25 protein-coding genes are annotated in these 23,476 nt (G+C 68.8%); 15 read left to right on the forward strand and 10 right to left on the reverse strand.

All coding sequences use genetic code 11. From position 1 onward, the window contains the following. Positions 1–94: 94 nt before the first annotated feature. Positions 95–1,552 (forward strand): S41 family peptidase, encoded by a 1,458-nt coding sequence (locus tag FHR19_RS08280; protein WP_184026853.1) that lies wholly within the window; start codon positions 95–97, stop codon positions 1,550–1,552. 3 nt (positions 1,553–1,555) lie between these two features. Here FHR19_RS08280 and FHR19_RS08285 read toward each other — a convergent pair whose 3' ends face one another. The 6 genes from FHR19_RS08285 to flgM form a co-directional block, all read right to left on the reverse strand. Further along, on the reverse strand, positions 1,556–2,704 hold the full coding sequence (locus FHR19_RS08285; protein ID WP_184026855.1) for an energy transducer TonB: 1,149 nt from the start codon (positions 2,702–2,704) through the stop codon (positions 1,556–1,558). 73 nt (positions 2,705–2,777) lie between these two features. Continuing rightward, entirely contained in the window at positions 2,778–3,515 is a 738-nt protein-coding gene (locus tag FHR19_RS08290) for a FliA/WhiG family RNA polymerase sigma factor (RefSeq protein WP_184026857.1), read from the reverse strand. Beyond that, positions 3,512–5,590 (reverse strand): flagellar biosynthesis protein FlhA, encoded by a 2,079-nt coding sequence (gene flhA, locus FHR19_RS08295; protein WP_184026859.1) that lies wholly within the window; start codon positions 5,588–5,590, stop codon positions 3,512–3,514. Before flhA ends, FHR19_RS08290 begins: the two co-directional genes overlap by 4 nt. Beyond that, positions 5,590–6,441 carry a lytic transglycosylase domain-containing protein gene (locus tag FHR19_RS08300; RefSeq protein WP_246359406.1) on the reverse strand — a complete coding sequence of 284 codons (852 nt, stop codon included), beginning with the start codon at positions 6,439–6,441 and terminating at the stop codon, positions 5,590–5,592. Before FHR19_RS08300 ends, flhA begins: the two co-directional genes overlap by 1 nt. Positions 6,442–6,624: 183 nt before the next feature. Next, on the reverse strand, positions 6,625–6,930 hold the full coding sequence (locus tag FHR19_RS08305; RefSeq protein ID WP_184026864.1) for a flagellar protein FlgN: 306 nt from the start codon (positions 6,928–6,930) through the stop codon (positions 6,625–6,627). Then, on the reverse strand, positions 6,917–7,207 hold the full coding sequence (flgM, locus tag FHR19_RS08310) for a flagellar biosynthesis anti-sigma factor FlgM (protein WP_184026867.1): 291 nt from the start codon (positions 7,205–7,207) through the stop codon (positions 6,917–6,919). Before flgM ends, FHR19_RS08305 begins: the two co-directional genes overlap by 14 nt. Positions 7,208–7,350: 143 nt before the next feature. Between flgM and FHR19_RS08315 the strand changes: the two genes are divergently transcribed. Beyond that, positions 7,351–8,148 carry a formate/nitrite transporter family protein gene (locus tag FHR19_RS08315; protein ID WP_184026870.1) on the forward strand — a complete coding sequence of 266 codons (798 nt, stop codon included), beginning with the start codon at positions 7,351–7,353 and terminating at the stop codon, positions 8,146–8,148. Here FHR19_RS08315 and FHR19_RS08320 read toward each other — a convergent pair. From FHR19_RS08320 to FHR19_RS08330, 3 genes are read right to left on the reverse strand one after another with little or no spacing between them, the layout of a single operon-like run. Then, positions 8,134–8,625 carry a flagella basal body P-ring formation protein FlgA gene (locus FHR19_RS08320; RefSeq protein WP_184026873.1) on the reverse strand — a complete coding sequence of 164 codons (492 nt, stop codon included), beginning with the start codon at positions 8,623–8,625 and terminating at the stop codon, positions 8,134–8,136. The genes FHR19_RS08315 and FHR19_RS08320 overlap by 15 nt on opposite strands. Next, positions 8,622–9,179, reverse strand: a complete 558-nt coding sequence (locus FHR19_RS08325) for a flagellar motor protein MotB (protein ID WP_184026875.1) — start codon at positions 9,177–9,179, stop codon at positions 8,622–8,624. The genes FHR19_RS08320 and FHR19_RS08325 overlap by 4 nt, the downstream gene beginning before the upstream one ends. Beyond that, on the reverse strand, positions 9,176–9,820 hold the full coding sequence (locus FHR19_RS08330) for a motility protein A (RefSeq protein ID WP_184026877.1): 645 nt from the start codon (positions 9,818–9,820) through the stop codon (positions 9,176–9,178). Before FHR19_RS08330 ends, FHR19_RS08325 begins: the two co-directional genes overlap by 4 nt. A 187-nt stretch (positions 9,821–10,007) precedes the next feature. On the opposite strand from FHR19_RS08330, the gene flgB reads away from it, so the two are divergent. The 13 genes from flgB (at position 10,008) to FHR19_RS08395 (ending at position 20,752) form a co-directional block, all read left to right on the forward strand. Next, positions 10,008–10,361 (forward strand): flagellar basal body rod protein FlgB, encoded by a 354-nt coding sequence (gene flgB / locus FHR19_RS08335; RefSeq protein ID WP_184026879.1) that lies wholly within the window; start codon positions 10,008–10,010, stop codon positions 10,359–10,361. Between the two features lie 2 nt (positions 10,362–10,363). Continuing rightward, positions 10,364–10,783, forward strand: a complete 420-nt coding sequence (flgC, locus tag FHR19_RS08340; protein ID WP_184026881.1) for a flagellar basal body rod protein FlgC — start codon at positions 10,364–10,366, stop codon at positions 10,781–10,783. Positions 10,784–10,786: 3 nt separating this feature from the next. Then, positions 10,787–11,470 (forward strand): flagellar hook assembly protein FlgD, encoded by a 684-nt coding sequence (locus FHR19_RS08345; protein WP_184026883.1) that lies wholly within the window; start codon positions 10,787–10,789, stop codon positions 11,468–11,470. Between the two features lie 25 nt (positions 11,471–11,495). Further along, the gene (locus FHR19_RS08350) at positions 11,496–12,764 is read left to right on the forward strand and encodes a flagellar hook protein FlgE (protein ID WP_184026885.1); all 1,269 of its coding nucleotides are present in this window, start codon (positions 11,496–11,498) and stop codon (positions 12,762–12,764) included. 27 nt (positions 12,765–12,791) lie between these two features. Further along, the gene (flgF, locus tag FHR19_RS08355) at positions 12,792–13,538 is read left to right on the forward strand and encodes a flagellar basal-body rod protein FlgF (RefSeq protein WP_184026887.1); all 747 of its coding nucleotides are present in this window, start codon (positions 12,792–12,794) and stop codon (positions 13,536–13,538) included. Positions 13,539–13,550: 12 nt separating this feature from the next. After that, on the forward strand, positions 13,551–14,339 hold the full coding sequence (flgG, locus tag FHR19_RS08360; RefSeq protein WP_184026890.1) for a flagellar basal-body rod protein FlgG: 789 nt from the start codon (positions 13,551–13,553) through the stop codon (positions 14,337–14,339). Between the two features lie 97 nt (positions 14,340–14,436). Further along, complete coding sequence (locus FHR19_RS08365) at positions 14,437–15,078, forward strand: flagellar basal body L-ring protein FlgH (protein ID WP_184027660.1); 642 nt, start codon at positions 14,437–14,439, stop codon at positions 15,076–15,078. 17 nt (positions 15,079–15,095) lie between these two features. Then, on the forward strand, positions 15,096–16,223 hold the full coding sequence (locus FHR19_RS08370) for a flagellar basal body P-ring protein FlgI (RefSeq protein ID WP_246359407.1): 1,128 nt from the start codon (positions 15,096–15,098) through the stop codon (positions 16,221–16,223). Then, complete coding sequence (locus tag FHR19_RS08375) at positions 16,220–16,528, forward strand: rod-binding protein (RefSeq protein ID WP_184026892.1); 309 nt, start codon at positions 16,220–16,222, stop codon at positions 16,526–16,528. Before FHR19_RS08370 ends, FHR19_RS08375 begins: the two co-directional genes overlap by 4 nt. Then, a complete protein-coding gene (gene flgK, locus FHR19_RS08380; RefSeq protein WP_184026894.1) occupies positions 16,525–17,850 on the forward strand; it encodes a flagellar hook-associated protein FlgK in 1,326 nt (441 codons plus the stop codon). The genes FHR19_RS08375 and flgK overlap by 4 nt, the downstream gene beginning before the upstream one ends. 5 nt (positions 17,851–17,855) lie before the next feature. Beyond that, entirely contained in the window at positions 17,856–18,725 is an 870-nt protein-coding gene (gene flgL, locus FHR19_RS08385) for a flagellar hook-associated protein FlgL (protein WP_246359443.1), read from the forward strand. Positions 18,726–18,876: 151 nt separating this feature from the next. Then, positions 18,877–19,740, forward strand: coding sequence for a flagellar motor stator protein MotA (motA, locus tag FHR19_RS08390; protein WP_184026898.1), 864 nt, complete (start codon positions 18,877–18,879; stop codon positions 19,738–19,740). A gap of 1 nt (position 19,741) precedes the next feature. Continuing rightward, on the forward strand, positions 19,742–20,752 hold the full coding sequence (locus tag FHR19_RS08395) for a flagellar motor protein MotB (protein WP_184026900.1): 1,011 nt from the start codon (positions 19,742–19,744) through the stop codon (positions 20,750–20,752). Here the strand turns inward: FHR19_RS08395 and FHR19_RS08400 are convergent. Then, on the reverse strand, positions 20,689–23,415 hold the full coding sequence (locus FHR19_RS08400; protein WP_184026903.1) for a porin family protein: 2,727 nt from the start codon (positions 23,413–23,415) through the stop codon (positions 20,689–20,691). The genes FHR19_RS08395 and FHR19_RS08400 overlap by 64 nt on opposite strands. Positions 23,416–23,476: the final 61 nt, after the last annotated feature.

Below are 23,476 nucleotides of genomic sequence, written 5' to 3' on the forward strand. Positions count from 1 at the left end.
TCCTAAAAAGCGGCATGCGGCTTGTCACGAGCCGATTGCATTGCGGCGGACCGTTCGCCGTGAGACGGTGCAGCGCGTTGGGGGAGGCGGGGCGATGCGGCGGCGGACATTGTTGACCGGCATGGGCGTGGCGGGACTGGGCGCGGCCGTTTCGGTCCCCGTGTGGGCGGGGCAGTCGCCGCGCCTCAGCCCCGCGGCGATGCAAAGCGACGCCGCGCTGCTGCGCCGGGCCTACGAGACGTTGCACCCCGGCCTCCTCCGCTACCAGACCGCGGGTCAGGCGACCGCGCGGTTCGACGCGCTGGCTGCCGCGCAGCCGCTGGCGACGGGCGACTTCTATCTGGCGCTCGCCCGCTGCCTGAGCGCGGTGCGCTGCGGGCACAGCTACGCCAATTTCTACAACCAATCCGATGCGATCCCCGCCGCCCTATTCGACGCGCGTCCGCGCCTGCCGCTCCACTTCGTGTGGCTGGGCGAGCGGATGATCGTCACCGCCGATCCGCACGGCACGGGCATCGCGCGGGGAACGGAGGTCGTCGCGATCGACGGGCATCCGGCACGCGCGATCCTCGCGGCGCTGATCCCGCTGACGCGCGCCGACGGGCATAACGACGGCAAGCGGCGGCAGCTGCTGTCGGTGGGCGGCGAGGACGGGTACGAGACGTTCGACGTCTTGTACGGCCTGCGCTTCAGCGGCGGCCCGCGCTACACGCTCGACCTGCGTGCGCCAGACGGCCGGACGCGGCGCGCGGTGGTCGAGGGGATCGACCTCAAGACGCGGCGATCGGTCGCGACGCCGACGAACGACACCGACAATCCCGGCTGGCGTGTCGAGCGGCGCGGCCGTGCGGCGGTGATGACGATGCCGGGCTGGGGCCTCTACAATTCCAAATGGGACTGGCGAGACTGGATCGACGACGAGATGGACCGGCTAATCGCCGACCGCGTCCCCGCGCTGATCGTCGACATCCGCGCCAACGAGGGCGGCGAGGATTGCGGCGACGTGCTGCTGGAGCGCATCGTCGAACGGGGCGTCACCGCCGATCCGGCACGGCGGCTGGTCCGCTATCGCGAACTGCCCGCGGATCTGCGCCCCTATTGCGATACCTGGGACCGCAGCTTCGACAAGTTGGGGGTGAACGCCAGGCGCTACGACGACCGCTTCCTCGAACTCACCGGCACCGATCGCGATGCCGCCGTTATCGCCCCGCGGGGCAAGCGCTATGACGGCAAGCTGATCGTGCTGACCGGGCCGGAGAACAGCTCGGCCACCTTCGCCTTCATCCAGACGGTGCAGCGCGAGAAGCTGGGCACGCTGGTGGGGGAGCCGACCGGCGGCAACCGGCGCGGGATCAACGGCGGCTGCTTCTATTTCCTGCGGCTGCCGGAAACGGGGTTGGAGGTCGACCTTCCGCTGATCGGCACCTTCCCGCGGGTAATGCCGCCGGATGCCGGGATCGTCCCCGACGTGGCGGCACCGCGCACCCCTCGCTCGATCGCCGAGGGCGGCGATCCGGCGATGGCGGCGGCGCTGGCGCTGGTCCGGTCCTAATCCTCAATAAAAGCGTGCGGCGTCGTCCGGGTCGGCGGGCGGGGTGTCGGTCGGCGCCATCACGAACCTCACCCGGTCGATGCAGCCGCTCTGACCCTGCGCGCTCGGTTTCAGCCGCGCGCCGCGAAGGATTCGGACCGCCTGCTGCCCGAACTCGGCGGTCGGCTCGGCCGCGACGACGGTCGGGTTGCCGATCTCGCCCCAGGGCGCGACGTCATAGCGAACGACCGCCCATCCCTCGATCCGGCGGCGGCCATAAGGCTCGGGGAAGGTGAGCGTCGGCGTCTTTGCCCAGTCGCGGCCGTCCGGGCAGGTTGGCGAGGGCGCGCCCATGCCGGCGGGCACGGGCGGCGCGGGCAACGTATCGGGCGCGCGCCAATAGGGATAGACGCAGCCCGTCCGCGCGCCGCCCGAAAAGCGCGAGGCACGCATCGCCCGGATCGCCGCGGCGTCGAGTGCGCGGTTGCTCGTCCCGTCGACCGCACGGACGTTGACGGGCTTGCCGCGCGCGTCGGTATCATAGGCGATGAGCGACCAGTCCCGCACCCCCGGCGTGCCCGCGACCTTTGGAAAGTCGGGCATCACCCGCACGAGCGCAGCCGGGCGCGGCGCGTCGGCGCAGGTGCCGGCGGGGCGGATGCGATCCCAGCCAATGCGCGGGAGCCGACCCGAGCGCGGATTCATCGTGTAGGAGACGAGATCGGCGACCGGCACCTCGGCCAGCGGTGTCTGGACCGGGGTGTAGGTGACCGAGCAGTCGGTCCGCGCGCGCGCCGGAAAACGGCTGGCGGCAAGCGCGGGCATCAGGTCGTCGGGGCGATAGAGCTGGCTCTCCGTTGCCGGCTCGATCGACAGCGGGCGACCATCCGCGGCGATGCGGAAGCGCAGCGTCGCTGGTTGCAGCGGCGCCGGGATCTGGGTGTAGCGCAGCGTGTTGCCCGGCCGGCGGATCGGATCGGCGGCGACCGGCCCGTCGGCGCACTGCACCGCACCCGGCATCCACCGCACCATCGTGGAGGGAAGTACGATGTTCCCCGGCCCTTCGACGATCGGCGGGGGCAACGACGGGGCAGGGGGCGCGGGGGGCATCGACGGGGCCGCCTGGCCGATGGCGAGCGTGGTCGCCGCGACGAAGATCACCGGATTGGACATGCACGCTCCCGATTCGCTTCCGCTTCGGGCGGCAAGGCTAATCGGTTGCTATGTCATTGGCGAGAGGGCGCTTTCAGACCCGGCCCTTGAGCGCCTTCTTCAGCCGGGCATGGGCGCTCGCCTTGATCTGGCAGACCCGCGCCGAGCCGACGCCGAGCACCTGGCCAATTTCCTCGAGATTGAGTTCCTCGACATAATAAAGCTGGATCACCAGCGCCTCACGTTCGGGCAGGTCGGCGATCGCGCGGGCGAGCGCGTCGCGGGTGCCCGCCTCGGCCAGCGCGGAAAAGGCGTCGGCGCTGTCGTCGGCGAACCAGGATGCCTCGTCCGAATACACCTCGTCGATCGAATCAAAGCGGACCGCCTCGGCCGTCGTGTATTCGGTACGCAGCTTCTCGATCGTGATGCCGAGCTTGCCCGCGACCTCCTCCTCGGTCGGTGCGCGGCCGAGCGTGTGGGTGAGCGCGGCCAGCGTGTCCTGATACCGCCGCCGCCGCTTCATCGCACCGCGGGTCAGCGTCGCCTGTCGGCGCAGTTCGTCGATCATGGCGCCGCGCACGCGCGTCATCGCGAAGTTGCGAAAGCTCGTCTCGCCGCGATCGACGAAGCTGCGCGCCGCCTCGACCAATGCGACCATGCCGATCTGGATCAGGTCCTCGATGTCGATCAGGCTGCTCATGCTGCCATGGACGTGCCAGGCGACGCGGCGGACCATCGGCAGTTCGGCGCGGACCTGTGCCTCGACATCGCGGACCGCGGGCGTGGTCGGGCGATAGGTAAGGCCGGCGGCGAAAGGCGTCATGTCGGTCATGCCGGCAGCGCCCCCGGCGCGCCGATGACGGCGACGACCTCGACCGCCTTGTCCTCGGGCACCTCGAAGAAGCTCATCACCGGCGTATCAGGCAGGCAGGAGCGCACGAGCTTGCGGATCGCGAGCCGGATCGAGGGCTGGACGACGAGCGCGAAGGGCTTGGCTTCTGCCATCAAGGGCTGGGCGGCGTGCTGGAGCGCGTCGACGATGCGGCGGCCGAGATCGGGTTCGATCGTGTGGCGGCGGTGCATGTCGGCGCGCATTGCCTGACCCAGCAAGGCCTCGAGCTGCCCCTCCAGCGTCATCACGCGCAGCGGCTCGCGCACGCCGCACAGTTTCTGGACGATCAGGGGCCCAAGTTCGGGGCGGATCGCCTCGATCAGTTCCTCGGCGTCGAGCGTGCGCTGCGCGGCGACGGCGATCGCGGCGGCGATGCGGCGGAATTCCTTGAGCGGGATGTTCTCGGCAAGCAGCCCGCGCAGCACCTGCGTCAGCGTGGTGAGCGGCAGCGGCGCGGGACAGAGCGCGGCGACCAAGGCGCCGGCGCGTTCCTTGAGGCCGTCGAGCAGCGACTGTACTTCATCCGGGCCGAGCAGATCGGCGGCATGCTGGACGAGCTGGTGATTGAGGTGGGTGGCGATGACCGTGCCCGGATCGACCACCAGATAACCCATGCCGGTCGCCGCATCGGCATCGCCCGCGGCGATCCATGTGGCGTCGAGACCGAAAGTCGGGTCCTTGGCGCTCTTGCCGCGAAGCTGGCCGACGCCGGTGCCGGTATTAAGCGCGAGCATTTCCTCCGGGCTCACCTGATCCTCTCCGACGACGACGCCGCCGACGACGATGCGATAGGTGAAGGGGGCGAGATTGATGTCGTCGCGAACGCGCACCTGCGGCACGACGAAGCCCAGATCCTTCGACAGCTGGCGGCGCACGCCGGTGATCCGGCTCATGAGCGGCGACCCCTTGCGCTCGTCGACCAAGGGGACGAGGCCGTAGCCGATGTCGAGCATCACCTGCATCCCGTCGGTCACTTCCTCCCAGCCAATGCGCGACAGGTCGGGCGCGGGCGGCGCCGGTTCCGGCGGGGGCGGGCGGTCGGCAGCCTTTTTGAGGCGCCAGGCGCCATAGCCCGCGGCGGCGGCGGCGGGCAGGATCACCATCGCCGGCATCCCCGGCAGCAGCGCGAGCAGGCCGAGGATCGCCGCGACCGGCGTCCAGGTGCGGTGCGAGGCGAACTGGCTGCCAATCTGGCCCGACAGGTCGTGGGCAGAGGTGACGCGGGTGACGATCGCGGCGGCGGCGATCGAGAGCATCAGCGCCGGGATCTGCGCGACCAGCGCGTCGCCGATCGCCAGCAGGATATAGTGCGACGCCGCGTCCTTGAACGACAGCGCGTGGCTGACCACGCCGATGATGACGCCGCCGACGATGTTGATCGCGAGGATCAGCAGGCCCGCGACCGCGTCGCCCTTCACGAACTTCGACGAACCGTCCATCGATCCGTAGAAATCGGCCTCGGTCGACACCTCGACGCGGCGCGCGCGCGCTTCGTCGGGGGTGATGAGGCCGGCGTTGAGGTCGGCATCGATCGCCATCTGCTTGCCGGGCAAGGCGTCGAGGGTGAAGCGCGCGGAAACTTCCGACACGCGGCCCGCGCCCTTGGTCACGACGATCATGTTGATGATCATCAGGATCGCGAAGACGAGGATGCCGACGACATAGTCGCCGCCGATCAGGAAGGTGCCGAACGCCTCGATCACATGCCCCGCTGCCGCCTCGCCCTCATGCCCGTGCACCAGCACGACGCGCGTCGAGGCGACGTTGAGGCCGAGGCGGAACAGGGTGACGAAGAGGAGGACGGTGGGAAAGGACGAGAAGTCGAGCGGCTTCTGTGCGTTCAGGGCCACCATCAGCACCGCGAGGCTGAGCATGATGTTGGCGATGAAGAACACGTCGAGCAAAGCGGCCGGAATCGGCACCACCATCAGCACGACAAGGAGCAAGATCGCGCCGGGCAGCGCCATCGACCGCGAGGCGCCGGCAAGGCCGCCCTTGGAAAGCGAAGCGAACATCAGGCCCCCAGATTGGCGAGCATGAGATAGGCGAGACGCGCGGTTTCGGGCGTCGGGCGATAGGGGCTGACGCCGTCGACGCGCCCGGGCTTCTGCCCGCGCACCACGTTGAGGTTGGCGAGCGTGGTTTCGAGCCACGCATCGTCCCCGCCCTGCGCCTCGCTGCCCAGGATCACGTCGATGCCGGGGATGCGCGGGGCGGCGGTGTCGGCGATGGCGAACTGCATCCCCTCGGGCAGCGCGCGCGCGGCGGTTTCGGCACCGCGATCCAGCTTGCCGGCGAAGCGGTCGTAGATTTCGGACAGGCTGCGCGGGCGCCCGCCCTCGGCAAAGAAGATGCTCGAATTGGCGCGCGCGGCGGCGGGGAACATGCCCGCGGCGCTACGGCCGGGGTTGGCCTGCATCTGCGACAGGAACTTCTTGGCGCCGCCGATCCCCAGGAAGTGCGCCATGTAAAGGTCGGTTCCCGTCGCTTCGCGGCCCAGCATCCCTTCGAGCTCGGCCTTGTTGTCAGCGGCGTGCTCGGCGGCCATCAGGCTGGCGGCGCGGGGATCGGTACGCAGGCCGAGGATCGCCTGACGGGCATTGGGGTCGGTGACGTAGTAGCGCCCGTTGCCGCCGCGCTGGATGCGGTCGGCGGCCCAGCCCATGCCGTGCTCGGCGCCATGCTCCTTCATGACGCCCAGCCAGCTCTGTTCGATGAACTGATAGAGACCCGTCGCCGAGGAGGTGCGGGCGCGGGCGCCGCTGCGCATCCCGCTTTCGATCTGCGCCTGGCCGAGGAGATAGCCGAAGTCGATGCCAGTGCGCCGGCTCGCCTCGGCGATCGCCGAGTGCGGGCTCGATGCCATCATCGGTATGTCTGCCGCGGCTGCGGCGCGCATGTTCATTGCAGTCAGGCCCCCGTATTCGGAGGCGCAGCAGCAAGGGGCGTGCCAACTATATCCGTCATCCCAGCGAATGCTGGGGTCGCTTGCTTTCAGTGCGGGGCATCACTGCGAGCAATCCCAGCTTCCGCTGGGCTGACGTGAGGGTCAGGCGTAGGCGCCGGCCCGGTATGGGGCGACGGCAGTGCCGGCAAGCGATTGCAGCCGGCGGCGGACATTTGCCGCCATCAGGTTGACGTAGATGCGCGCGGTCTCATTGAGCCGCTGCGCCTCGTGCGCCAGCGCGCGGGTTTCGTCGGTCAGCGCCTCGCCCTCGCAGGCGGCGACTGCCTCGATATGGCGGAGCTTGGCAGCGGTGGCGCGTTCGAGCGCACGGGTGTCGTTGGCCTTCAGTGCCGCGATCTCGGCATGGAGGCAGTCGATCACCTGAACCAGTGCGTCACGCCGCGTCATCGGGTTTCCAGTTGAGCTTGAAGGCGATCAGGCGGTCGGCAATGGTGGCGGGGACGATCGGAAAACGCCCGTCCTCCACGGCCTTGCGGATCTTGGCCACGCGTTCATCATCGACGGGTGGCTTGGCGGCCATCTCGCGCGTCATCGATACCATTGACGAGCGCGCGGTCTCGCTCGCCTGCGGCGAGGCGGCCGTGCTGATGCGCGCCGCCGGAGAGGTCGGGGCGATCGGCGCGAGGCCGAGCTTGGCAATGGGTTTCGAACCGATCGGGTCCATGGCGGCGTCCACTATCCACGAGGGGTGACACAGCGAGTAACGACCGACGGCGATACGGCTTTAGGAATTTTTTCATCTGCCGCCTTCGGCCCGGAAATGGCGGTTCTGCGTTGTCGGTCCGAACGACAAGGGAGAAGCGGGGCATGGCCGACGACCTGATCGGGGCACAGATCGCAGAGGCGGCGCCCGACGCTTTCGAACGCAAGGCGGAGGAGCCGGTGGGGCGCATGGCGCTGCTCGCGGTGCTGGCCGGCGCGTTCATCGCGTTCGGGTCGATCGCATATCTCGTCGTACAGGCGGGCGGGCCGGCATCGGGCGCCAAGCAGATCGCCTCCGGCCTCGCCTTTTCGGTGGGCCTGATCCTCGTCACGCTGACGGGGGCGGAGCTGTTCACCGGCAATGCGATGTTCGTGCTCGCGGCCGAGCGGGGCGAGATTGGGGTGGGGCGGATGCTCGGCTCCTGGGTCGTCGTGTGGTTGGGTAACCTCGTCGGCAGCGTCGCCATCGCCGCATTGTTCGTTGCGGCGGGCGGCGGGCACGGGGTCGAGGACGGCGTGGCGAAGGCCGCGGTCGCGACCGCGACGCTCAAGACCGGCAAGGGCGCGCTGGCGCTCTTCGCCTCGTCGATGCTTGCCAACATGCTCGTCTGCCTTGCGGTCTGGATGGCGATCGGAGGCAAGTCGATCCCGTCGAAGGTGGTGGCGATCGTCGGTCCCGTGGCGGTGTTCGTGGCGGCGGGGTTCGAGCATTCGATCGCCAACCAGTCGCTCTTGTCGATCGGCTGGCTGCTGCAGTCGGGGCAGGCGATCGGGATCGACGGGATCGGCCGCAACCTGGCGCTCACGACGCTCGGCAACCTCATCGGCGGGATGGTGGTCGCGCTGGCGCTCGGCCATGCGCAGCTCAAGCCGCACCGCGCGGAGGCGTCACCAGCCGGGTAGCGTCACCCGGCCCATGTCGACCGCCACCGCCTGGATCGGCGGCTTCTGCGGATCGACCTTGACCAACAGCCGCGCACCCTTTGCCGCGTCGCCCATCGCGATGCCGTCGCGGGTGATCGAGAAGCCGGCGGCACCCGCCTCGACCGTGACCGGATCGCCGCGTTTCACGACGATCTCCGGCTTGGGCGCGGGCGCGATCGGCACGGGCGCGGCGGCGGGCGCCATCTTCACCGGCACATAGATCTTCCAGACCGGCGACATGCAGCTGACGACGACGGCGTCCTTGTTGCTGCCCCGCCATTCGAACTGCGGCATCGGACAGGCGGCGAGCTTCAGCCGCGCATCGACGCGGGTAACGGCGCCGCCCTCCTCGCCGATCGCGCGGCCGGTGAATTGCTGGACGGCGGTGTCGATCAGCGCGGTCGACTGGAAATCGGATGCGCCGGCGAGCGCCAGCAGCAGGAGGGCAGGGGTCATCGGGCTACTCCGGGAAGTGCGGCAACCGGCAATTGCCGGGCGGCAATCGCTTGCCGCCCGCCGGCAAAGCCGACCGAGAGAAGGACGTGGCGGCCATTGGCGCCCGCGTCGGTGGAAATGGCGATGCGATCGCGCGAAACGGCACCCGCGCGGACGAGCGCGGCAGCGACGGCGCGCGCGCGATCGGCGGCGAGGATGGGGGCCGAGAGCGTCAGCGGGTCGCGATCCGCCTCGCTCCCCTCGGTCGATCCGGTGACGGTGATCGTGGTACGCGGATCGGCCGCGGCCTCGCGCGCCCAATCGATCAGGTGCCCGATCGGCGGCAGGCCGGCGTCTGCGACCGCGAAGCCGCGCACCGCCGCACGCTCCAGCGTGATCGGCTCCGCCTCGGGCAGGGGGGCGTCGAAGCCCTTGCGGATCGCGGCGGCAAGCTGTTGCTTGTCGAGCTGCGTCGCCTGAACGAACACGAAGAAGCCGACGAGCAGCAGACAGAGGTCGGCGAGCGTCACCAGCCAGAGCGGGCGGCCGCGCTCGATGTCGTCGAAACGGGTCATGCCGCGACGCTCGCGCGCGGGCGCTCGCGCCGGGCGAGCGCGACCAGCGGCGCCTCAAGCCGCTCGCGCTCGAACGCCTCGACGCGGGCGAGGCGGCGCAGTCGGCCGGCGATCGGCTGGGCGATGAGGTTGCCGATCACCGCGCCGTAGAGTGTGGCGAGGAGGGCGACGGCCATTGCCGGGCCGATCACCGACGGGTCCTGCATCGCGGTGAACATGCGGACGAGGCCGACGATCGTGCCGATCAGGCCGAAGGCGGGCGCCGCCTCGGCGATGCTCGACCAGACCTCGACCACGGCGAGGTGGCGCTCGATCCGGGCCTCGCGCGCGCGGACGATCGCAGCCTGCACCGCTTCGGCCGGGTCGGCATCGACGATCATCCGGACCGCCAGCGAGACGTCGGGATCGTCGATCACCGACCGGTCGAGCGCCATCGGCCCGTGCTTTCGCGCGATGCGGGCGAGCGCGGCGATCTGCTCGACCTCGACGTCCATCCGCGGTGCGCGTCGGGCGAGCACGCGAAGCGCGCCGACCGCACGCAAGAGCAGCGCGGACGGGAAGCGGACGAGACTGGCGACCGCGACACCGCCCAGCACGATGGCGGCGGCGACGGGATCGGCAAAGGTCGCGAGCGGGTTCATGCGCGTCGGTGCAGCAAGAGCCGTGCCATTGCCGGCGCGTTGCCGGTTTGCCGCTTTTGCCGGCCCGGCGGCAAATCGTTGCCGGTTTGGCTGCTGAAAACTCGTCGACGATGACCTCGCCAAAACTGGCACGCCCCTTGCTGATAACCCGCCGACGAAACCCGCGAACCACGAAAGGAGGCGGACCATGGCGAATGAAGGACTGTTCGGCGTACACGGCACCGCCCTCCAGTTGCGGTCGCAGCGGATGGGGACGCTGGCGTCGAACATCGCCAATGCCTCGACCCCCGGCTATCAGGCCAAGGACATCGACTTCCAGGCGGCGCTGCGCGGGGCGGAGGCACCGGGCGGGCGGCTCGACATGGCGGTGACCGCCGCGACCAAGTACCGCGTGCCGCTTCAGGCGTCGATCGACGGCAACACCGTCGAGCTCTCGACCGAGCAGACCGCCTTTGCCGAGAACGCCGTCGCCTATCAGACGACGCTGGCGTTCCTCAACGGCCGCATCAACACCATCACCCGCGCGCTGAAGGGCGAATGACGATGGCGCTTCCCGGCAGCAATCCGATGAACATCTTCCAGGTCTCGGGCCGCGCCATGTCGGCGCAGCTCGTGCGGATGAACACCACCGCCTCCAACCTCGCCAATGCGGGCGCCGTCTCCTCGAGCGAGGCGGCCGCCTATCGCACGATGAAGCCGGTCTTCCGCACGCATTTCGATGCGGCGAGCCAGATGGCGACCGTCGACGTCGAGCAGGTCAAGACCGCGGGCGAGGCGCCGACCAAGCGCTACGATCCCGGCAACCCGCTGGCCGATGCCGAGGGCAATGTCTGGGAAAGCGCGGTCGACGAGACGCGCGAGCTTGTCGACATGATGGAGGCGGCGCGCAGCTATCAGAACAATGTCGAGGTGATGCAGACGGCCAAGTCGCTCATCACCGAAACCCTCCGGCTGGGACGCTAAATCATGGCGACGACCTTCGACAGCACGCTTGCCGGTCTTGGCATCAACCGCACTGGCACGACCGATGTGAAAACGATCACCCGCGCCGACCAGCAGAAGATGGGGCAGGACGACTTCCTCCAGCTGATGACCGCGCAGCTCAAGAACCAGGATCCGTTCTCGCCCGTCGACAACACCCAGATGGTCGCGCAGATGGCGCAGTTCTCGTCGCTCGCCGGCATCACCGAGATGTCGTCGACGCTGAAGGCGATCGCCGACAAGCTCGGCGGCACGACGATGGGCGACGCGCTCGGCTGGGCGGGCAAGACGGTGCTGACCGAAGGGTCGGTCGCCTTCCCGCGAGCCACCGGCGGGCTGGAGGGCGGGGTCGAGCTCGACAAGCCGGCGAGCGACGTCACCGTCACGATCAGCGACATGAACGGCGGCGTCCTCAAGACGATCAGCCTCGGCGCGCAAAAGGCGGGCACCGCCAATTTCGACTGGGACGGCAAGACCGAGGCGGGCGACGCCGCCGGCAACGGCCCGTTCAAGGTGTCGGTAGCCGCCAGCGACGGCGCCGCCCCGGTCACCGCGCGCGGCCTCGTCTGGTCGCCGGTCGCGTCGGTTTCGCTTTCGAACGGGGAGCCGATGCTGACGCTCCCCGGCATCGGTCAAATCAAGACAAGCGCCGTCCGCTCGGTCGGCTGAACCCGTTTCAAAAAGGAAGAAGCACATGTCCTTTTACACCTCGCTCAGCGGGCTTCAGGCCAGCCAGAAGGAAATGTCGACGATCAGCCACAACCTGGCGAACGTCGCGACCGACGGCTTCAAGAAGAGCCGCGTCGAGTTCGCCGACGTCATCGCCTCCAGCGTGACGGTCAGCCCCAACGCCCAGGTCGGCTCGGGCGTCGTGACCAAGGCGATCCGCCAGCAGTTCGGGCAGGGCAACCTCATCCAGACCGGCGGGGCGTTCGACCTGGTCGTATCGGGTGACGGCTTCTTCATGACCAAGCCCGCCAGCGAAGGCAGCCAGACCACCTACACGCGCAACGGCGGCTTCAACGTCGATAACGAGCGTTACGTCGTCGACGGCAACGGCAGCCGGCTTCAGGTCTATCCGGTCGACGGGTCGGGTGCGGTGATCGCCAGCGGGATCGACGGCCTCGTCAACCTGCGCCTGCCGGAATCGAGCGGCACGCCGAAGGCGACAGGAAATGTCGGCCTCGACCTCAACCTCAACGCCGGTGCATCGCTGCCGGCCAAGGCGTTCGATCGCCTCGATGCCTCGACCTACAACCAGTCGACGCAGACGACGATCTATGACGGCAACGGCAATCCCGTGACGATGACCAACTACATGGTCCGCACCAAGGCGCCGACCGTCGCCGATCCCACCAGCGAGTGGAAGGTGTACAGCTTCGTCGGCGACACGCAGCTCGGCACCGATCCCGCCAATCCGCAGCCGGTCACACTCTCCTTCGACAGCACGGGTGTCATGACTGCGCCGACCGCGGCGACGCAATTCGGTGCTTTCACGCCGGCCGGGTCGAGCGCCGAGCAGACGCTGAGTCTCAATTTCGCCGGCACCGCGCAGTCGGCCTCGCCCTTCTCGGTCGTCAACCGCAGCCAGGACGGCTCGGCGGTGGGCAAGATTCAATCGGTCGCGGTCGACGAGGCGGGCACCGTGCGCGCCACCTTCTCGAACGGCGATACCAAGGCGCTGGGCAAGGTCGCGCTCGCCAATTTCTCGAACCCCACCGGCCTGCGCCAGATGGGCAACAGTAACTGGGCGGCGACCGGCGTCTCCGGCCAGCCGACGCTGGGCGAGGCGGGATCGAGCGGCTTCGGCGGGCTGATGAGCGGCATCGTCGAAGGCTCGAACGTCGACATCACCGAGGAGCTGGTCGCGCTGATCGCGGCGCAGCGCAATTTCCAGGCGAATGCGAAGGCGCTCGATACGTCGAGCCAGATTTCGCAGACGATCTTCAACATCCGTTCGTAAGCGAAGACGGGGGCAGGGGCTTAGGCGATGGACAAGATGGTCTATACGGCGCTGTCGGGGCTGAAGAGCCAGATGGCCGCGCAGGGCGTGATCGCCAACAACATCGCCAACGCCTCGACCATCGGATACCGGCAGGACCGGGTCAGTTTCGAGCGGCTGATGCTCAAGGGCCAGGCGCTCGAGACCCGCTCGCCTGCGGCGGAGGAAGTCGCCGATTTCGACCGGCGCTCGGGCGCGATCGTGTCGACGGGCCGCAACCTCGACGTCGCGGTCACCAGCGACAGCTGGATCGCGGTGCAGGCGGTGGACGGGACCGAGGCCTATACCCGTCGCGGCGACATGAAGGTCGCGCTGTCGGGGGTGCTCGAAACCGGCGACGGCTTTCCGGTGATGGGCGAGAACGGGCCGATCACGATCCCGCCGCACGACCGCATCATGATTTCCGACGACGGGTCGATCACGATCCAGCCCAAAGGCGCCGAACCCGGCGCGCCGATGCAGGAGGTGGGTCGTCTCAAGTTGGTAAGCGCAGAAGGGTCGAAAACCAAGAAGGGTCTCGACAATCTGCTCCACGTCGAAAACGGCGGCGTGCTGCCGACCGACATGGCGGCGCGCGTCGCCTCCGGCAGCCTCGAACAGTCGAACGTGAACCTGACGCAATCGCTGGTCGACATGATCGAGAACCAGCGCGGTTACGAGGTGCAGGCCAACCTGCTCGCCGAAGCCAAGAAGATGGACGAACAGAGCGCATCGCTGATGCGCATCCAGGGTTAAGGAGACGCCCCGATGGGTAACGCCGCCATGCACATCGCACGCACCGGGCTCGATGCCCAGGACATGCGGATGCGCGTCATCTCGAACAACCTCGCCAACGTGAACACCACGGGCTTCAAGCGCGACCGGGCGAGCTTCGAGACGCTGGCCTATCAGGTCGTGACCGCCGCCGGGTCGGCGAGCACATCGGAGACGCGCTATGCCACCGGCCTCAACCTCGGCACCGGCGTGCGGGTACAGGGCACCGCGCGCATCAATACGCAAGGGTCGCTCCAGACGACGGGCAACAGCCTCGACATGGCGCTGGACGGCGACGGCTTCTTCCAGGTCCAGATGCCGGGCGGCCAGCTCGGCTACACCCGCGCAGGCAATTTCTCGCGCTCGGCCGAAGGCCTTCTGGTCACTTCCGAGGGGTATCAGGTGATGCCCGGCATCACGATCCCGGAGGGCGCGACGTCGATTACGATTGGCGGCGACGGCACCGTGTCGGCGACCGTGCCGGGCCAGACCGACGCCGCGCAGATCGGTCAGATCCAGATCGCGACTTTCCCCAATGCCGCCGGGCTTCAGGCCGCGGGCGACAATTACCTGACGGAGAATGCCGCGAGTGGTCCCGTCAACCTCGGCATCGCCGGCCAGGACGGCCGCGGCCAGATCCGCCAGGGGATGCTCGAGGGATCGAACGTCAACGTCGTCGAGGAACTCGTCGACATGATCGAGACGCAGCGCGCCTATGAGGTCAATTCCAAGATGATCTCGGCCACGGACGAGATGCTGAAATATGTCAACCAGAACCTCTGAAGTGCGCACCGTGATCGTTCGCCGTCGTCCGGCGCCGTCGAAGTCGGGCTGGGTCGAGTTCGTCGCCGGGCTCGCGCTCGGCACCGCGGCGCTGGCGATGATCGGCCTCGGCGCCGCGCCCGCGCATGCGCAAATCTTCGGCAAGAAGGGCCCGCGCGAGGATTATTCGGCGACGATGCCCGCCGCCCAGCCGGCGCGTGCGCCCAATGGATCGATCTTTCAGGCCAGCGACGGCTATGCCGCGCTGTACGAGGGGCAGCGCGCGCGCCGCGTCGGCGATCCGCTGACGATCGTGCTGGTCGAGCGGACCGCGGCGTCGAAGTCGGCGACCTCGAATCTCGACAGCAAGGGCGGCTTCGGCATCACCCCGCCGTCGACCGGCGCGCTCAACCTGTTCAACCAGACCGACGCCAGCGTCAGCGGCAATCGCGGCTTCAAGGGGCAGGGCAGCAGCGACCAATCGAACGCGCTGTCGGGCGAGGTCAGCGTGACCGTCGCCGAAGTCTATCCCAACGGTACGATGCTGGTGCAGGGGCAGAAGCGCGTGACGCTCAATCGCGGCGACGAGTTCGTGCAGATCAAGGGGATCGTGCGCACGATCGACGTCGATGCGAGCAACCGCGTCGCCTCCACCCGCGTCGCCGATGCCAAGATCAGCTACACCGGCAAGGGCGACGTCGCCCGCGCCAGCCGCCAGGGCTGGCTCAGCCGCTTCTTCCAGGTCGTGAGCCCCTTCTGATGATGGACCTGCCCGCCATGCTTCGACGCCTGTTCCCCGCGCGGCCGGTGCCGCTGTGGACGCTGATCGCGCTCGCCTTCGTCTCGGCGCTGGCCGCACCTGCGCATGCGGAGCGGATCAAGGACCTCGGCACCTTTCAGGGCATCCGCGCCAACCAGCTGACGGGCTACGGCATCGTCGTCGGGCTGCCGGGCACGGGCGACGACAACCTCGAATACACCGTCCAGTCGATGAAGGGTGTCACGTCGCGCTTCGGCTTTCAGCTGCCACCGGGGATCAATCCGGCGCTGAAGAACGCGGCGGTCGTCATGATTACCGCCGAGCTGCCGGCCTTTTCCAAGCCCGGCCAGCGGATCGACATCACCGTCGCCTCGATGGGCAAGGCCAAAAGCCTGCGCGGCGGCGCGCTGATCCTGACGCCGCTCTACGGCGCGGACGGCCAGATCTACGCGATGGCGCAGGGCAATCTGGCAGTCGGCGGCCTCGGCGTCGACGGCGCGGACGGGTCGAAGATCGTCGTCAACATTCCCTCCTCGGGCCGCATTCCCGATGGTGCCACCGTCGAGCGCGCGGTCGAGACCGGATTCGACACCGCGCCGCAGCTGACCTTCAACCTCGCCCGCGCCGACTTCACCACGGCGCAGCGCGTGGCCGCGGCGATCAACGGCCGCTTCGGCATGATGACCGCGCGCGCGACCGATGCCGTGTCGGTCAGCGTCGCCGCCCCGCCGGGCGCGGACCTGCGCACGCAGATGATGAGCCAGATCGAGAACCTGCCGGTGGAGGCAGCGGAAGCGGCGGCGCGCGTCATCGTCAACGCCCGCACCGGCACCGTCGTCATTAACTCGGCCGTGCGCGTCGCGCCCGCCGCGGTAACACACGGTAAACTAACTGTGCGTATCGACGAGGCTCAGCAGGTGGTCCAGCCCGCGCCATTCAGCCAGGGTCAGACCGCGGTCGAACAGCGCAGCAACGTGGGGGTGCAGGAAGAAGTGAAGCCGATGTTCCTCCTCGATCCGGGCCCGAAGCTGGCCGACGTGGTCAAGGCGGTGAACGCGATCGGCGCTTCGCCCGCGGATCTTGTCGCCATTCTCGAGGCACTTAAGGAGGCTGGCGCGCTCAAGGCGGAGCTGGTGGTGCTGTGAGCGATCTTCCCAATCTTCCCGGCGTGAACCTGTCCGGCGTGTCGTCCGACACGTCGCGACTGGGCACGAAGGCCAATCTCGACTCGGCGGGCAAGAAGTTCGAATCGATCTTCACCGGCATGATGCTGGGGGCGATGCGGAAGACCAAGCTGGCCGACGGCCTGTTCGAATCGAACGCGCTGACGCAGTTTCGCGACATGCAGGACCAGCAGCTCTCTAAATCGATGGCCGAGCATGCGCCGCTCGGCATCGGCAAGGCGATGACCGAGTTCCTGTCCAAGAACGCCGGAAGCACGCTCAAATGAGCGACCTGCTCGCCATCGGTGCGAGCGGCGTGCGTGCCTATCAGGGCGCGCTCGCGACGACGTCGGACAACATCGCCAATGCGGGCACCGTCGGCTATGTCCGGCGCACGCCCACATTGCGCGAAGTCGTATCGAGCGGCGCCGTCAACGGCGAGACCCATGCGGGCGTGGCGCTCGGCCTGGTGGACCGCGCCGCCGACGCGTTCCGATCCAATGCGGTCCGTACCAGCAGTGCCGAACTGTCGCGCAGCAAGACCGGCATGGTCTGGCTCGACCGGATCGAACAGACGCTGGACGGCAGTCAGCTTTCCGCCCGGATGGGCGACTTCTTCAACGCCGCGCAGAGCCTTGCCGCCAACCCCGCCGCACCCGCACCGCGCGCGGTGATGCTGGAGCAGGCGAGCGCGGTGGCGGCGGCGTTCCGTTCGACCGGCGCGTCGCTTGATGCGGCAGAGGCTGAGATCGCCACGTCGGCGCAGGGCGCGGCGAACGAACTGACCGGACAGGCAGCAGCGCTGGCCAAGATCAATGGCGCGCTCGGCAAGTCGGGGGGCAGGCCTTCGCCGGCGTTGCTCGACGAGCGCGACCGCATCCTCGAATCGATGTCGGCGATGGTCGACGTGTCGGTAAGCTTCGATGCCGCCGGCCGCGCGACGGTGAAGGCGGGGACCGCGGGCGGTCCGACCCTGGTGACCGGCGACCAGGCCGCCACGGTGGGCGTCTCGCTCAACGGACAGGGCGCGATCCAATTCCATCTTTCGCTGAACGGCGAGGCGGCGGTGATTCCCGCGCAGGGCGGTACCCTTGCGGGCATCGTCGACGGCGCGCAGCAGGTGGCGGCATCACGCGCCTCGCTCGACGATCTCGCCACTGACTTTGCCGAAGCGGTGAACGCGGTGCAGGCGGGCGGACAGGATCTGAACGGCGCGAGCGGCACGGCGATGTTCGGCGCGGCGAGCGCCGCGACGATGACCATGACGCTGACCGATGGCGCGCAGATCGCCGCCTCGACCCCCGGCGCTGGCAAGCAGGGCAACGGCAACCTCGCCATGCTGGCGGCGGTGCGCAAGTCGGGCGGGTTCGAGGACCGGCTGACGACGCTGCAAAGCGCGACCGGCGCGGCGATCGCGGCGAAGCGCAACGTCATCGACGCACAGGGCTCGATCCACGAGAACGCCGTGGCCGCGCGTGATTCGGTAAGCGGCGTCAACCTCGACGAGGAAGCGGTGAACCTCCTCAAGTTCCAGCAGGCCTATCAGGCGTCGGCCCGCGTCATCCAGGTCGCGCGCGAAACGCTCGACACGATCTTCCAGATCCGGTGAGCCTCATGGACCGCGTCTCCACTAGCCAGTTCTATTCGCGCAGCCTGACCCAGATGTCGGGCCTGAACGTCCAGGCCGACAAGCTCCAGACGCAGATTTCGACCAACAAGAAGCTGACCGTCGCGTCCGACGATGCGGCGGGTTTCACCCGGCTCGCGACGCTGAAGCGCGATGCGTCGGCGGATAAGGCCGCGAAAGGCAATCTCGATCTCGCCGCTGGCATCCTGGCGCAGTCGGACACCGCGCTTGCCGGCATCACCGACCAGCTCCAGCGCGCCAAGGAACTGGCGGTGCAGGCCAACAGCGGGACACTGACCGCCGATCAGCGCGCGACGATCGCGGGCCAGCTCGACGGCATCCTCCAGGATGTCGCCAGCCTCGCCAATCAGACCGACGCGCGCGGCGTGCCGATCTTCGGGGGCGGCGGGGACGCGGCATTCGCAACTGACGGTAACGGGCGCGTTACCTATGTCGGCGGGACGAAGCCCGGAGTGATCCCCACCGGCAACGACACGACGGTCCAGGTGACCGAAGACGGGACGACGCTTCAGGCGATGTTCGACACGCTTTCGGCGCTGTCGACCGCGGTCAAGAGCGGCAAGGGCATCGGCGAGGCCGGCGACCAGGTCACGACCGCGATCGACACAGTATCGGGGATGCGCGGCAGCATCGGCGCGCGCGCGATGCGGCTCGACATGGAGATGGAGCGGCTGAGCGACGTGGGCGTCGGTCGCGAGGAAGCGCGCTCGGCGATCGAGGATACCGACGTCACCGCCGCGATCACCGAGCTGCAAAAGACGCTGACGATCCTGTCGGCGACGCAGGCGAGCTTTTCGAAGCTGACGAGCCTCAATCTCTTCCAGCAGCTGCGCTAACGCCTGGCGCCGCATCGGCGCGGCGCCAATCCCTCCGTATTTCCCGCAGCATAAAGTGGAAGCACGGTAACCATTTCTCGACGCTTCGGCGTCACAACATGGGACAGGGCCGCCGTTGCGGCCATGTGTGAACCCCGGGGGCCCAACGTCGATGTTTCCTGCGATCGGTTTCGTCGTCCTCATCGCGATGGTGTTCGGCGGTTTCGTCTTCACCGGCGGTGCGCTCGGCCCGGTGCTGCACGCGCTCCCGCACGAGATGCTCATCATCGGCGGCGCGGCGCTCGGCGCGCTCATCATCGGCAATTCTGGCCGCGAGCTCAAGGCGATGGGCGGCGGGGTGATGAAGGTCATCAAGGGCCCGAAATACAAGAAGCAGGATTATCTCGACGTCATCTTCCTCGTCTCGAAGCTGATGAAGATGCTGCGCGTCGAAGGGCCGATCGCGCTGGAGCCGCATGTGGAGGACCCCAAGTCCTCCGCGCTATTCGCCGAATATCCCCGCATCCTGGCCGATCACGCGCTGACCGGCCTGATCGCTGATACGCTGCGCCTCGTCGTCGTCTCGTCGGGCACGCTCGACGTGCATGCGGTCGAGGAGGTGATGGACAATTCGATCAAGACCCACCACCACGAGGTGCAGGGGCCGCAGACCACGCTTCAGGGGCTGGCCGACGCGCTGCCCGCACTCGGGATCGTCGCCGCGGTGTTGGGCGTCGTGAAGACGATGGGCTCGATCGACAAGCCGCCGTCGATCCTGGGCGCGATGATCGGCTCGGCGCTGGTCGGCACGTTCCTCGGCGTGCTGCTCGCCTATGGCATCGTTGGCCCGCTCGCGACCCGGCTTCAGCAGGTGATCGACGCGGACGCCGCGATCTATCATACGGTCAAGCAGATCATCATCGCCTCGCTCCATGGCCATCCGCAGCCGCTGGTGATCGAGGCCGCGCGCAGCGGCATCGCGCATCACAACCAGCCGGGCTTCGCCGAGGTCTTCGACGGGCTGAGGGGAAGGTAAGGTGGCCGCCGCACGGGCACCGCACGGCAACAACCAGCCGCCCAAGATCATCGTCAAGAAGATCTATATCGAGGGTCATGGCGGCCATCACGGCGGCGCGTGGAAGGTCGCCTATGCCGATTTCGTGACGGCGATGATGGCTTTCTTTCTCCTCATGTGGCTCCTGGGCGCGACCAACGAGAAGCAGCGAAAGGCGCTGGCCGACTATTTCGCGCCGACGCTGATCGAGCTGAAGCAGAATTCCGCCGGCTCCTACGGGCCGTTCGGCGGCGCGTCGCTGACCGATGTCGACAGCTATCCCAACCGGGCCGGCCAGACCGGCACGCGCGCGCTGACGGTGCCGGCGAGCGCCGAGGGCGGCACCAATGTGGGTTCCGGCGAGAAGGGGTCGCTGAAGGAAACGCAGCGCATGGCGGAGGATCGCCGGAACTTCAGCCGGATGCGCGCGACGCTTCAGGCCAAGATGAAGCAGGACGGCAAGATGGCGAAGCTCGCCAAGCATGTCCGCTTCGTCCAGACGCGCGACGGGATGCGGATCGACCTGGTCGACGATGCCAATTACTCGATGTTCGACCTCGGCACCACGGTACTGGTGCCGGAGGCGGATCAGCTGATCGGCCTGATCGCCGAGAGCATTTCGGGGATGGAGAACCCGATCATGATCCGCGGGCATACCGACTCGCTCGGCTATGACGATCCGCTCCGCATGAACAACTGGATCCTGTCGAGCGGCCGGGCCGAGGCGACTCGCCGCCGCCTGGCGCGCGGCGGCGTGGGCGAGGGGCGCTTCGAGCGGATCGAGGGCGTGGCCGACCGCCAGCCGATGATCGCCGAAAATCCCGGCGACCCGCGCAACCGGCGCGTGGCGATCACGCTCCTCTATCGCCGCGCCGGCTTCGGCGAGGACGCGCCCGCCGGGCCGATCAAGGCGCTGGATCAGCGGGCGGATCAGAAGATCTTGCGCAGCTCCAGCCGTACCGACCGCCCGATGGGGTCGAGCAAGGCGGGCTGAAGCCCCGGCGGCGTCTCGCCCGTCCCGTCGGTCACGCGAACTCGCTGGTCGAGTAGATTGTCGAGCCGCAGCGACACCCGCGCGCCGCGCAGCCATTCGGTCCGCCGCGCCACCTGGCCCAGATCGGCGAACGCGCGCAGGTTGAGCGTGAACAGGCTGCCGAAGCGCAGGTCGTCGGCGGCGGTGACGCCGTTCACCCGCGTCGGTGACTGCCAGTCGGCATTGACGCGCAGGCCCAGGCCATCCTTCGTGAAGCCGCTCCGCACCTCGACCTGATGCCGCGGCTGTCCGCCGCGCCCGCCGATCGCGTCGCCGCCGAGCAGGTCGAGTTCGGGCAGGCCGTCGCGGATCAGCACGCGATCCTCCAGCCGGACGGTGTGGAACATCGCGAACTGGAAGCGCCCGCCGCCGCCGAAGCCCCCGCCACCGCCACCGCGACCCCCGCCGCCGCCGAAGCGGCGCGCGCCGCCCTCGCCGCCGCCGCGCGCGCCCTCGCCGCGTTCGGGACGCGGGCCTTCGCCCTCGGGCCGTGGTCGCCGCTGGCCGGCGCGGTCTCCGAATGCCTCGCGCAGGATCGCGCGCGAGTCCTCGCCCGCCTCGCGCGCAGCGCGGATGCGGCGCTGGAGCGTGCCGGTGACGGGCAGCGACAGGTTGAAGCCCCAGCGGAACTGCGACCGCTCCGTCCGCGCGAAATTGATCGGGCGGGTGTCGATCTGCACCAGCCGGCCCCCGTCGCCGCGCACAAACCGGTCTGGAAACGCCGCCTGGATCGCGGCGGTCGCGGCGGGGAAGCTGGCGATCGCGCCGTCGATCGTGTTGGCGGTATAATCGGCGCGCAGGTCGAGATCGAGGGCGGCGACGGGCCGATAGCTCGCGCCGAGCTTCAGCGCGTCGCGCCGGTCGGAGCGGAGGCCCGGATTGCCCCCCTCGATCGCGGTTACGTCCACCGTTGTGCCGAGCACATAGTCGAAGGTGCGCACGTTCGGCGTCAGCAGGAACGGCGCGCCTAGTTGCTGCGGTGTCGGTGCCCCCTCCTCATGCGTGCGCGAGGCGATGAGGCGAAGCCGCGGGGTGGGAGACCAGTTGGCACCATAGCCCAGCGTCGTCAGCGTACCAAAGTCCGATAATTGCTCGACCGCGCCGTTCACATTGAGCGTGAGGTCGCCGAGCGCACCCAGCACGTCGCGCCGCCGGCTGGCGATCGGCAGGTCGAGATTGACCTGCGCATTGGCGCTCCGCCGGGTGATATCGCTCGCCGTCGCGCCCGCCAGCCTTTGTGCGTGCGAATCGAGGTCGCGGCTGCCGATGCCGACGCGCAGCGTCGCTGCCACGTCGCCCGCGGGCAGCTTGAACAGGTCGCCATTGGCGATGCCGTTGAGGTCGGCGGTATTGCTGACCGACCGCGCGGTATCGGGCGCGGCGAGTGCCAGCGACGGCAGCGGGGCGAACGGGTTCAGCGTGCCGGCAGTGATGCCCGCCTGATAAGCGCCGAGGTCGAGACGGCGTTCGGTTTCGGTGTCGCTCGCCGAATAGCTGTACGCGCCGGTGAGCGTCCAGCGCCACTTGCCCGCCTCGCCATTGGCGCTGAACCCGGCATCGGCACCGCGCGCCCGCGTCTCGCGCGTGAGCGCCCCGAGCGCGCCGTCGTAGCGCAGCACCCGCACGTCGCTGTCGAAGGGGGAGAAGGGACTGGCGCCCGGCAGCATCACGTCGACGACGGGCAGGCCGACCAGCGCCTGACTGTCGCTGAGGTTGAAGCCGAGATTCGCGGTCGCGGCGACGTCGCCGAGGATCGTGCGCGAATAGACGGCATTGCCGTCGACCGCGCGGGTGCGCGGGCGGAGCGTTCGGAAGGGGGCAAGATCGGTGGTGCCGGGCTGATTGGCGCCTGCGGCGAAATCGGCGAGCGTGGGATTGGCGGACGGCACCGGCGCGGCGGTGACGAGCTGACCGGCAAGCGCCGACAGCGCCGGATCGACCTCACCCCCCGGCCGGATGCCGAGGATGTTGCCGGCCAGCGAGGTGGGCAGGCCGGAGGGGTTCGGCGCGAGGTTGCGCTCCGCCTCGGTCAGGGCGCTTTCGCCCGATACGCCGAGCTTGACGTTCAGCCGGCCGTCGCGGCGGATGCGCAGATAGTTGACGTCCGCCCCGCCCTGCGCGCTGCCGCCCGCGGTCGGGCCGCCGCCTTCGACCTCGGCCGTGATCGCGCGGAAGCGGCGGCGCAGGACGATGTTCACGACGCGGCTGTCGGCGGGGTAGCCGTATTTCAGCGCAACTTCCTCCGGCAGGATCTCGACCCGCGCGATCGCCTCGGTCGGAATGTCGCGGATTTCGCGCAGGCTTGAGATGCGCCGTCCTTCGAGCAGCACGACCGGTGCCTCGCCGCCACGGCCCCGCCCGCTGCCCGTCTGGGGCGCAAGCTCGGTCAGGAGCTCGGCGATGCTGTTGACGCCGTAGGCGCGCACGTCGGCAGGGGTCAGCGTCTGTTCTGGGGTGATGTCGCCCCGCACCGATCCGCGCGGACGCTGGCCGGTGACGACGATCTCGCCGGTATCGGCCGCCTCTGCCTCGTCCGCGGATGCATCGGCGGGAGTGCCGGCGGATTGCGCCTGCGCGAGCGCGGGCGCGGCAAAGGCGATGAGGGGCAGGGCAAGGATACGCATGGTCACTCCGGCGAACGCTTCACCGGCGACTAGGCCCCGCTTGTCGCAGAACTATGTCAGG

The sequence above is a fragment of the Sphingomonas yantingensis genome, from assembly GCF_014199325.1.
Lineage (GTDB): Bacteria > Pseudomonadota > Alphaproteobacteria > Sphingomonadales > Sphingomonadaceae > Sphingomonas > Sphingomonas yantingensis.

Coding starts and splice junctions, on each gene's coding strand:
- flgC (WP_184026881.1), top strand. CDS start 10,364: ATGGCGCTTCCCGGCAGCAATCCGATGAACATCTTCCAGGTCTCGGGC.
- flgB (WP_184026879.1), top strand. CDS start 10,008: ATGGCGAATGAAGGACTGTTCGGCGTACACGGCACCGCCCTCCAGTTG.
- FHR19_RS08325 (WP_184026875.1), bottom strand. CDS start 9,179: ATGACCCGTTTCGACGACATCGAGCGCGGCCGCCCGCTCTGGCTGGTG.
- flgF (WP_184026887.1), top strand. CDS start 12,792: ATGGACAAGATGGTCTATACGGCGCTGTCGGGGCTGAAGAGCCAGATG.
- FHR19_RS08285 (WP_184026855.1), bottom strand. CDS start 2,704: ATGTCCAATCCGGTGATCTTCGTCGCGGCGACCACGCTCGCCATCGGC.
- FHR19_RS08345 (WP_184026883.1), top strand. CDS start 10,787: ATGGCGACGACCTTCGACAGCACGCTTGCCGGTCTTGGCATCAACCGC.
- flgM (WP_184026867.1), bottom strand. CDS start 7,207: ATGGACCCGATCGGTTCGAAACCCATTGCCAAGCTCGGCCTCGCGCCG.
- FHR19_RS08280 (WP_184026853.1), top strand. CDS start 95: ATGCGGCGGCGGACATTGTTGACCGGCATGGGCGTGGCGGGACTGGGC.
- FHR19_RS08370 (WP_246359407.1), top strand. CDS start 15,096: ATGCTTCGACGCCTGTTCCCCGCGCGGCCGGTGCCGCTGTGGACGCTG.
- FHR19_RS08305 (WP_184026864.1), bottom strand. CDS start 6,930: ATGACGCGGCGTGACGCACTGGTTCAGGTGATCGACTGCCTCCATGCC.
- flgG (WP_184026890.1), top strand. CDS start 13,551: ATGGGTAACGCCGCCATGCACATCGCACGCACCGGGCTCGATGCCCAG.
- FHR19_RS08350 (WP_184026885.1), top strand. CDS start 11,496: ATGTCCTTTTACACCTCGCTCAGCGGGCTTCAGGCCAGCCAGAAGGAA.
- FHR19_RS08300 (WP_246359406.1), bottom strand. CDS start 6,441: ATGGCATCGAGCCCGCACTCGGCGATCGCCGAGGCGAGCCGGCGCACT.
- motA (WP_184026898.1), top strand. CDS start 18,877: ATGTTTCCTGCGATCGGTTTCGTCGTCCTCATCGCGATGGTGTTCGGC.
- FHR19_RS08400 (WP_184026903.1), bottom strand. CDS start 23,415: ATGCGTATCCTTGCCCTGCCCCTCATCGCCTTTGCCGCGCCCGCGCTC.
- FHR19_RS08315 (WP_184026870.1), top strand. CDS start 7,351: ATGGCCGACGACCTGATCGGGGCACAGATCGCAGAGGCGGCGCCCGAC.
- FHR19_RS08365 (WP_184027660.1), top strand. CDS start 14,437: ATGATCGGCCTCGGCGCCGCGCCCGCGCATGCGCAAATCTTCGGCAAG.
- FHR19_RS08290 (WP_184026857.1), bottom strand. CDS start 3,515: ATGACCGACATGACGCCTTTCGCCGCCGGCCTTACCTATCGCCCGACC.
- flgK (WP_184026894.1), top strand. CDS start 16,525: ATGAGCGACCTGCTCGCCATCGGTGCGAGCGGCGTGCGTGCCTATCAG.
- FHR19_RS08330 (WP_184026877.1), bottom strand. CDS start 9,820: ATGAACCCGCTCGCGACCTTTGCCGATCCCGTCGCCGCCGCCATCGTG.
- flhA (WP_184026859.1), bottom strand. CDS start 5,590: ATGTTCGCTTCGCTTTCCAAGGGCGGCCTTGCCGGCGCCTCGCGGTCG.
- FHR19_RS08320 (WP_184026873.1), bottom strand. CDS start 8,625: ATGACCCCTGCCCTCCTGCTGCTGGCGCTCGCCGGCGCATCCGATTTC.
- flgL (WP_246359443.1), top strand. CDS start 17,856: ATGGACCGCGTCTCCACTAGCCAGTTCTATTCGCGCAGCCTGACCCAG.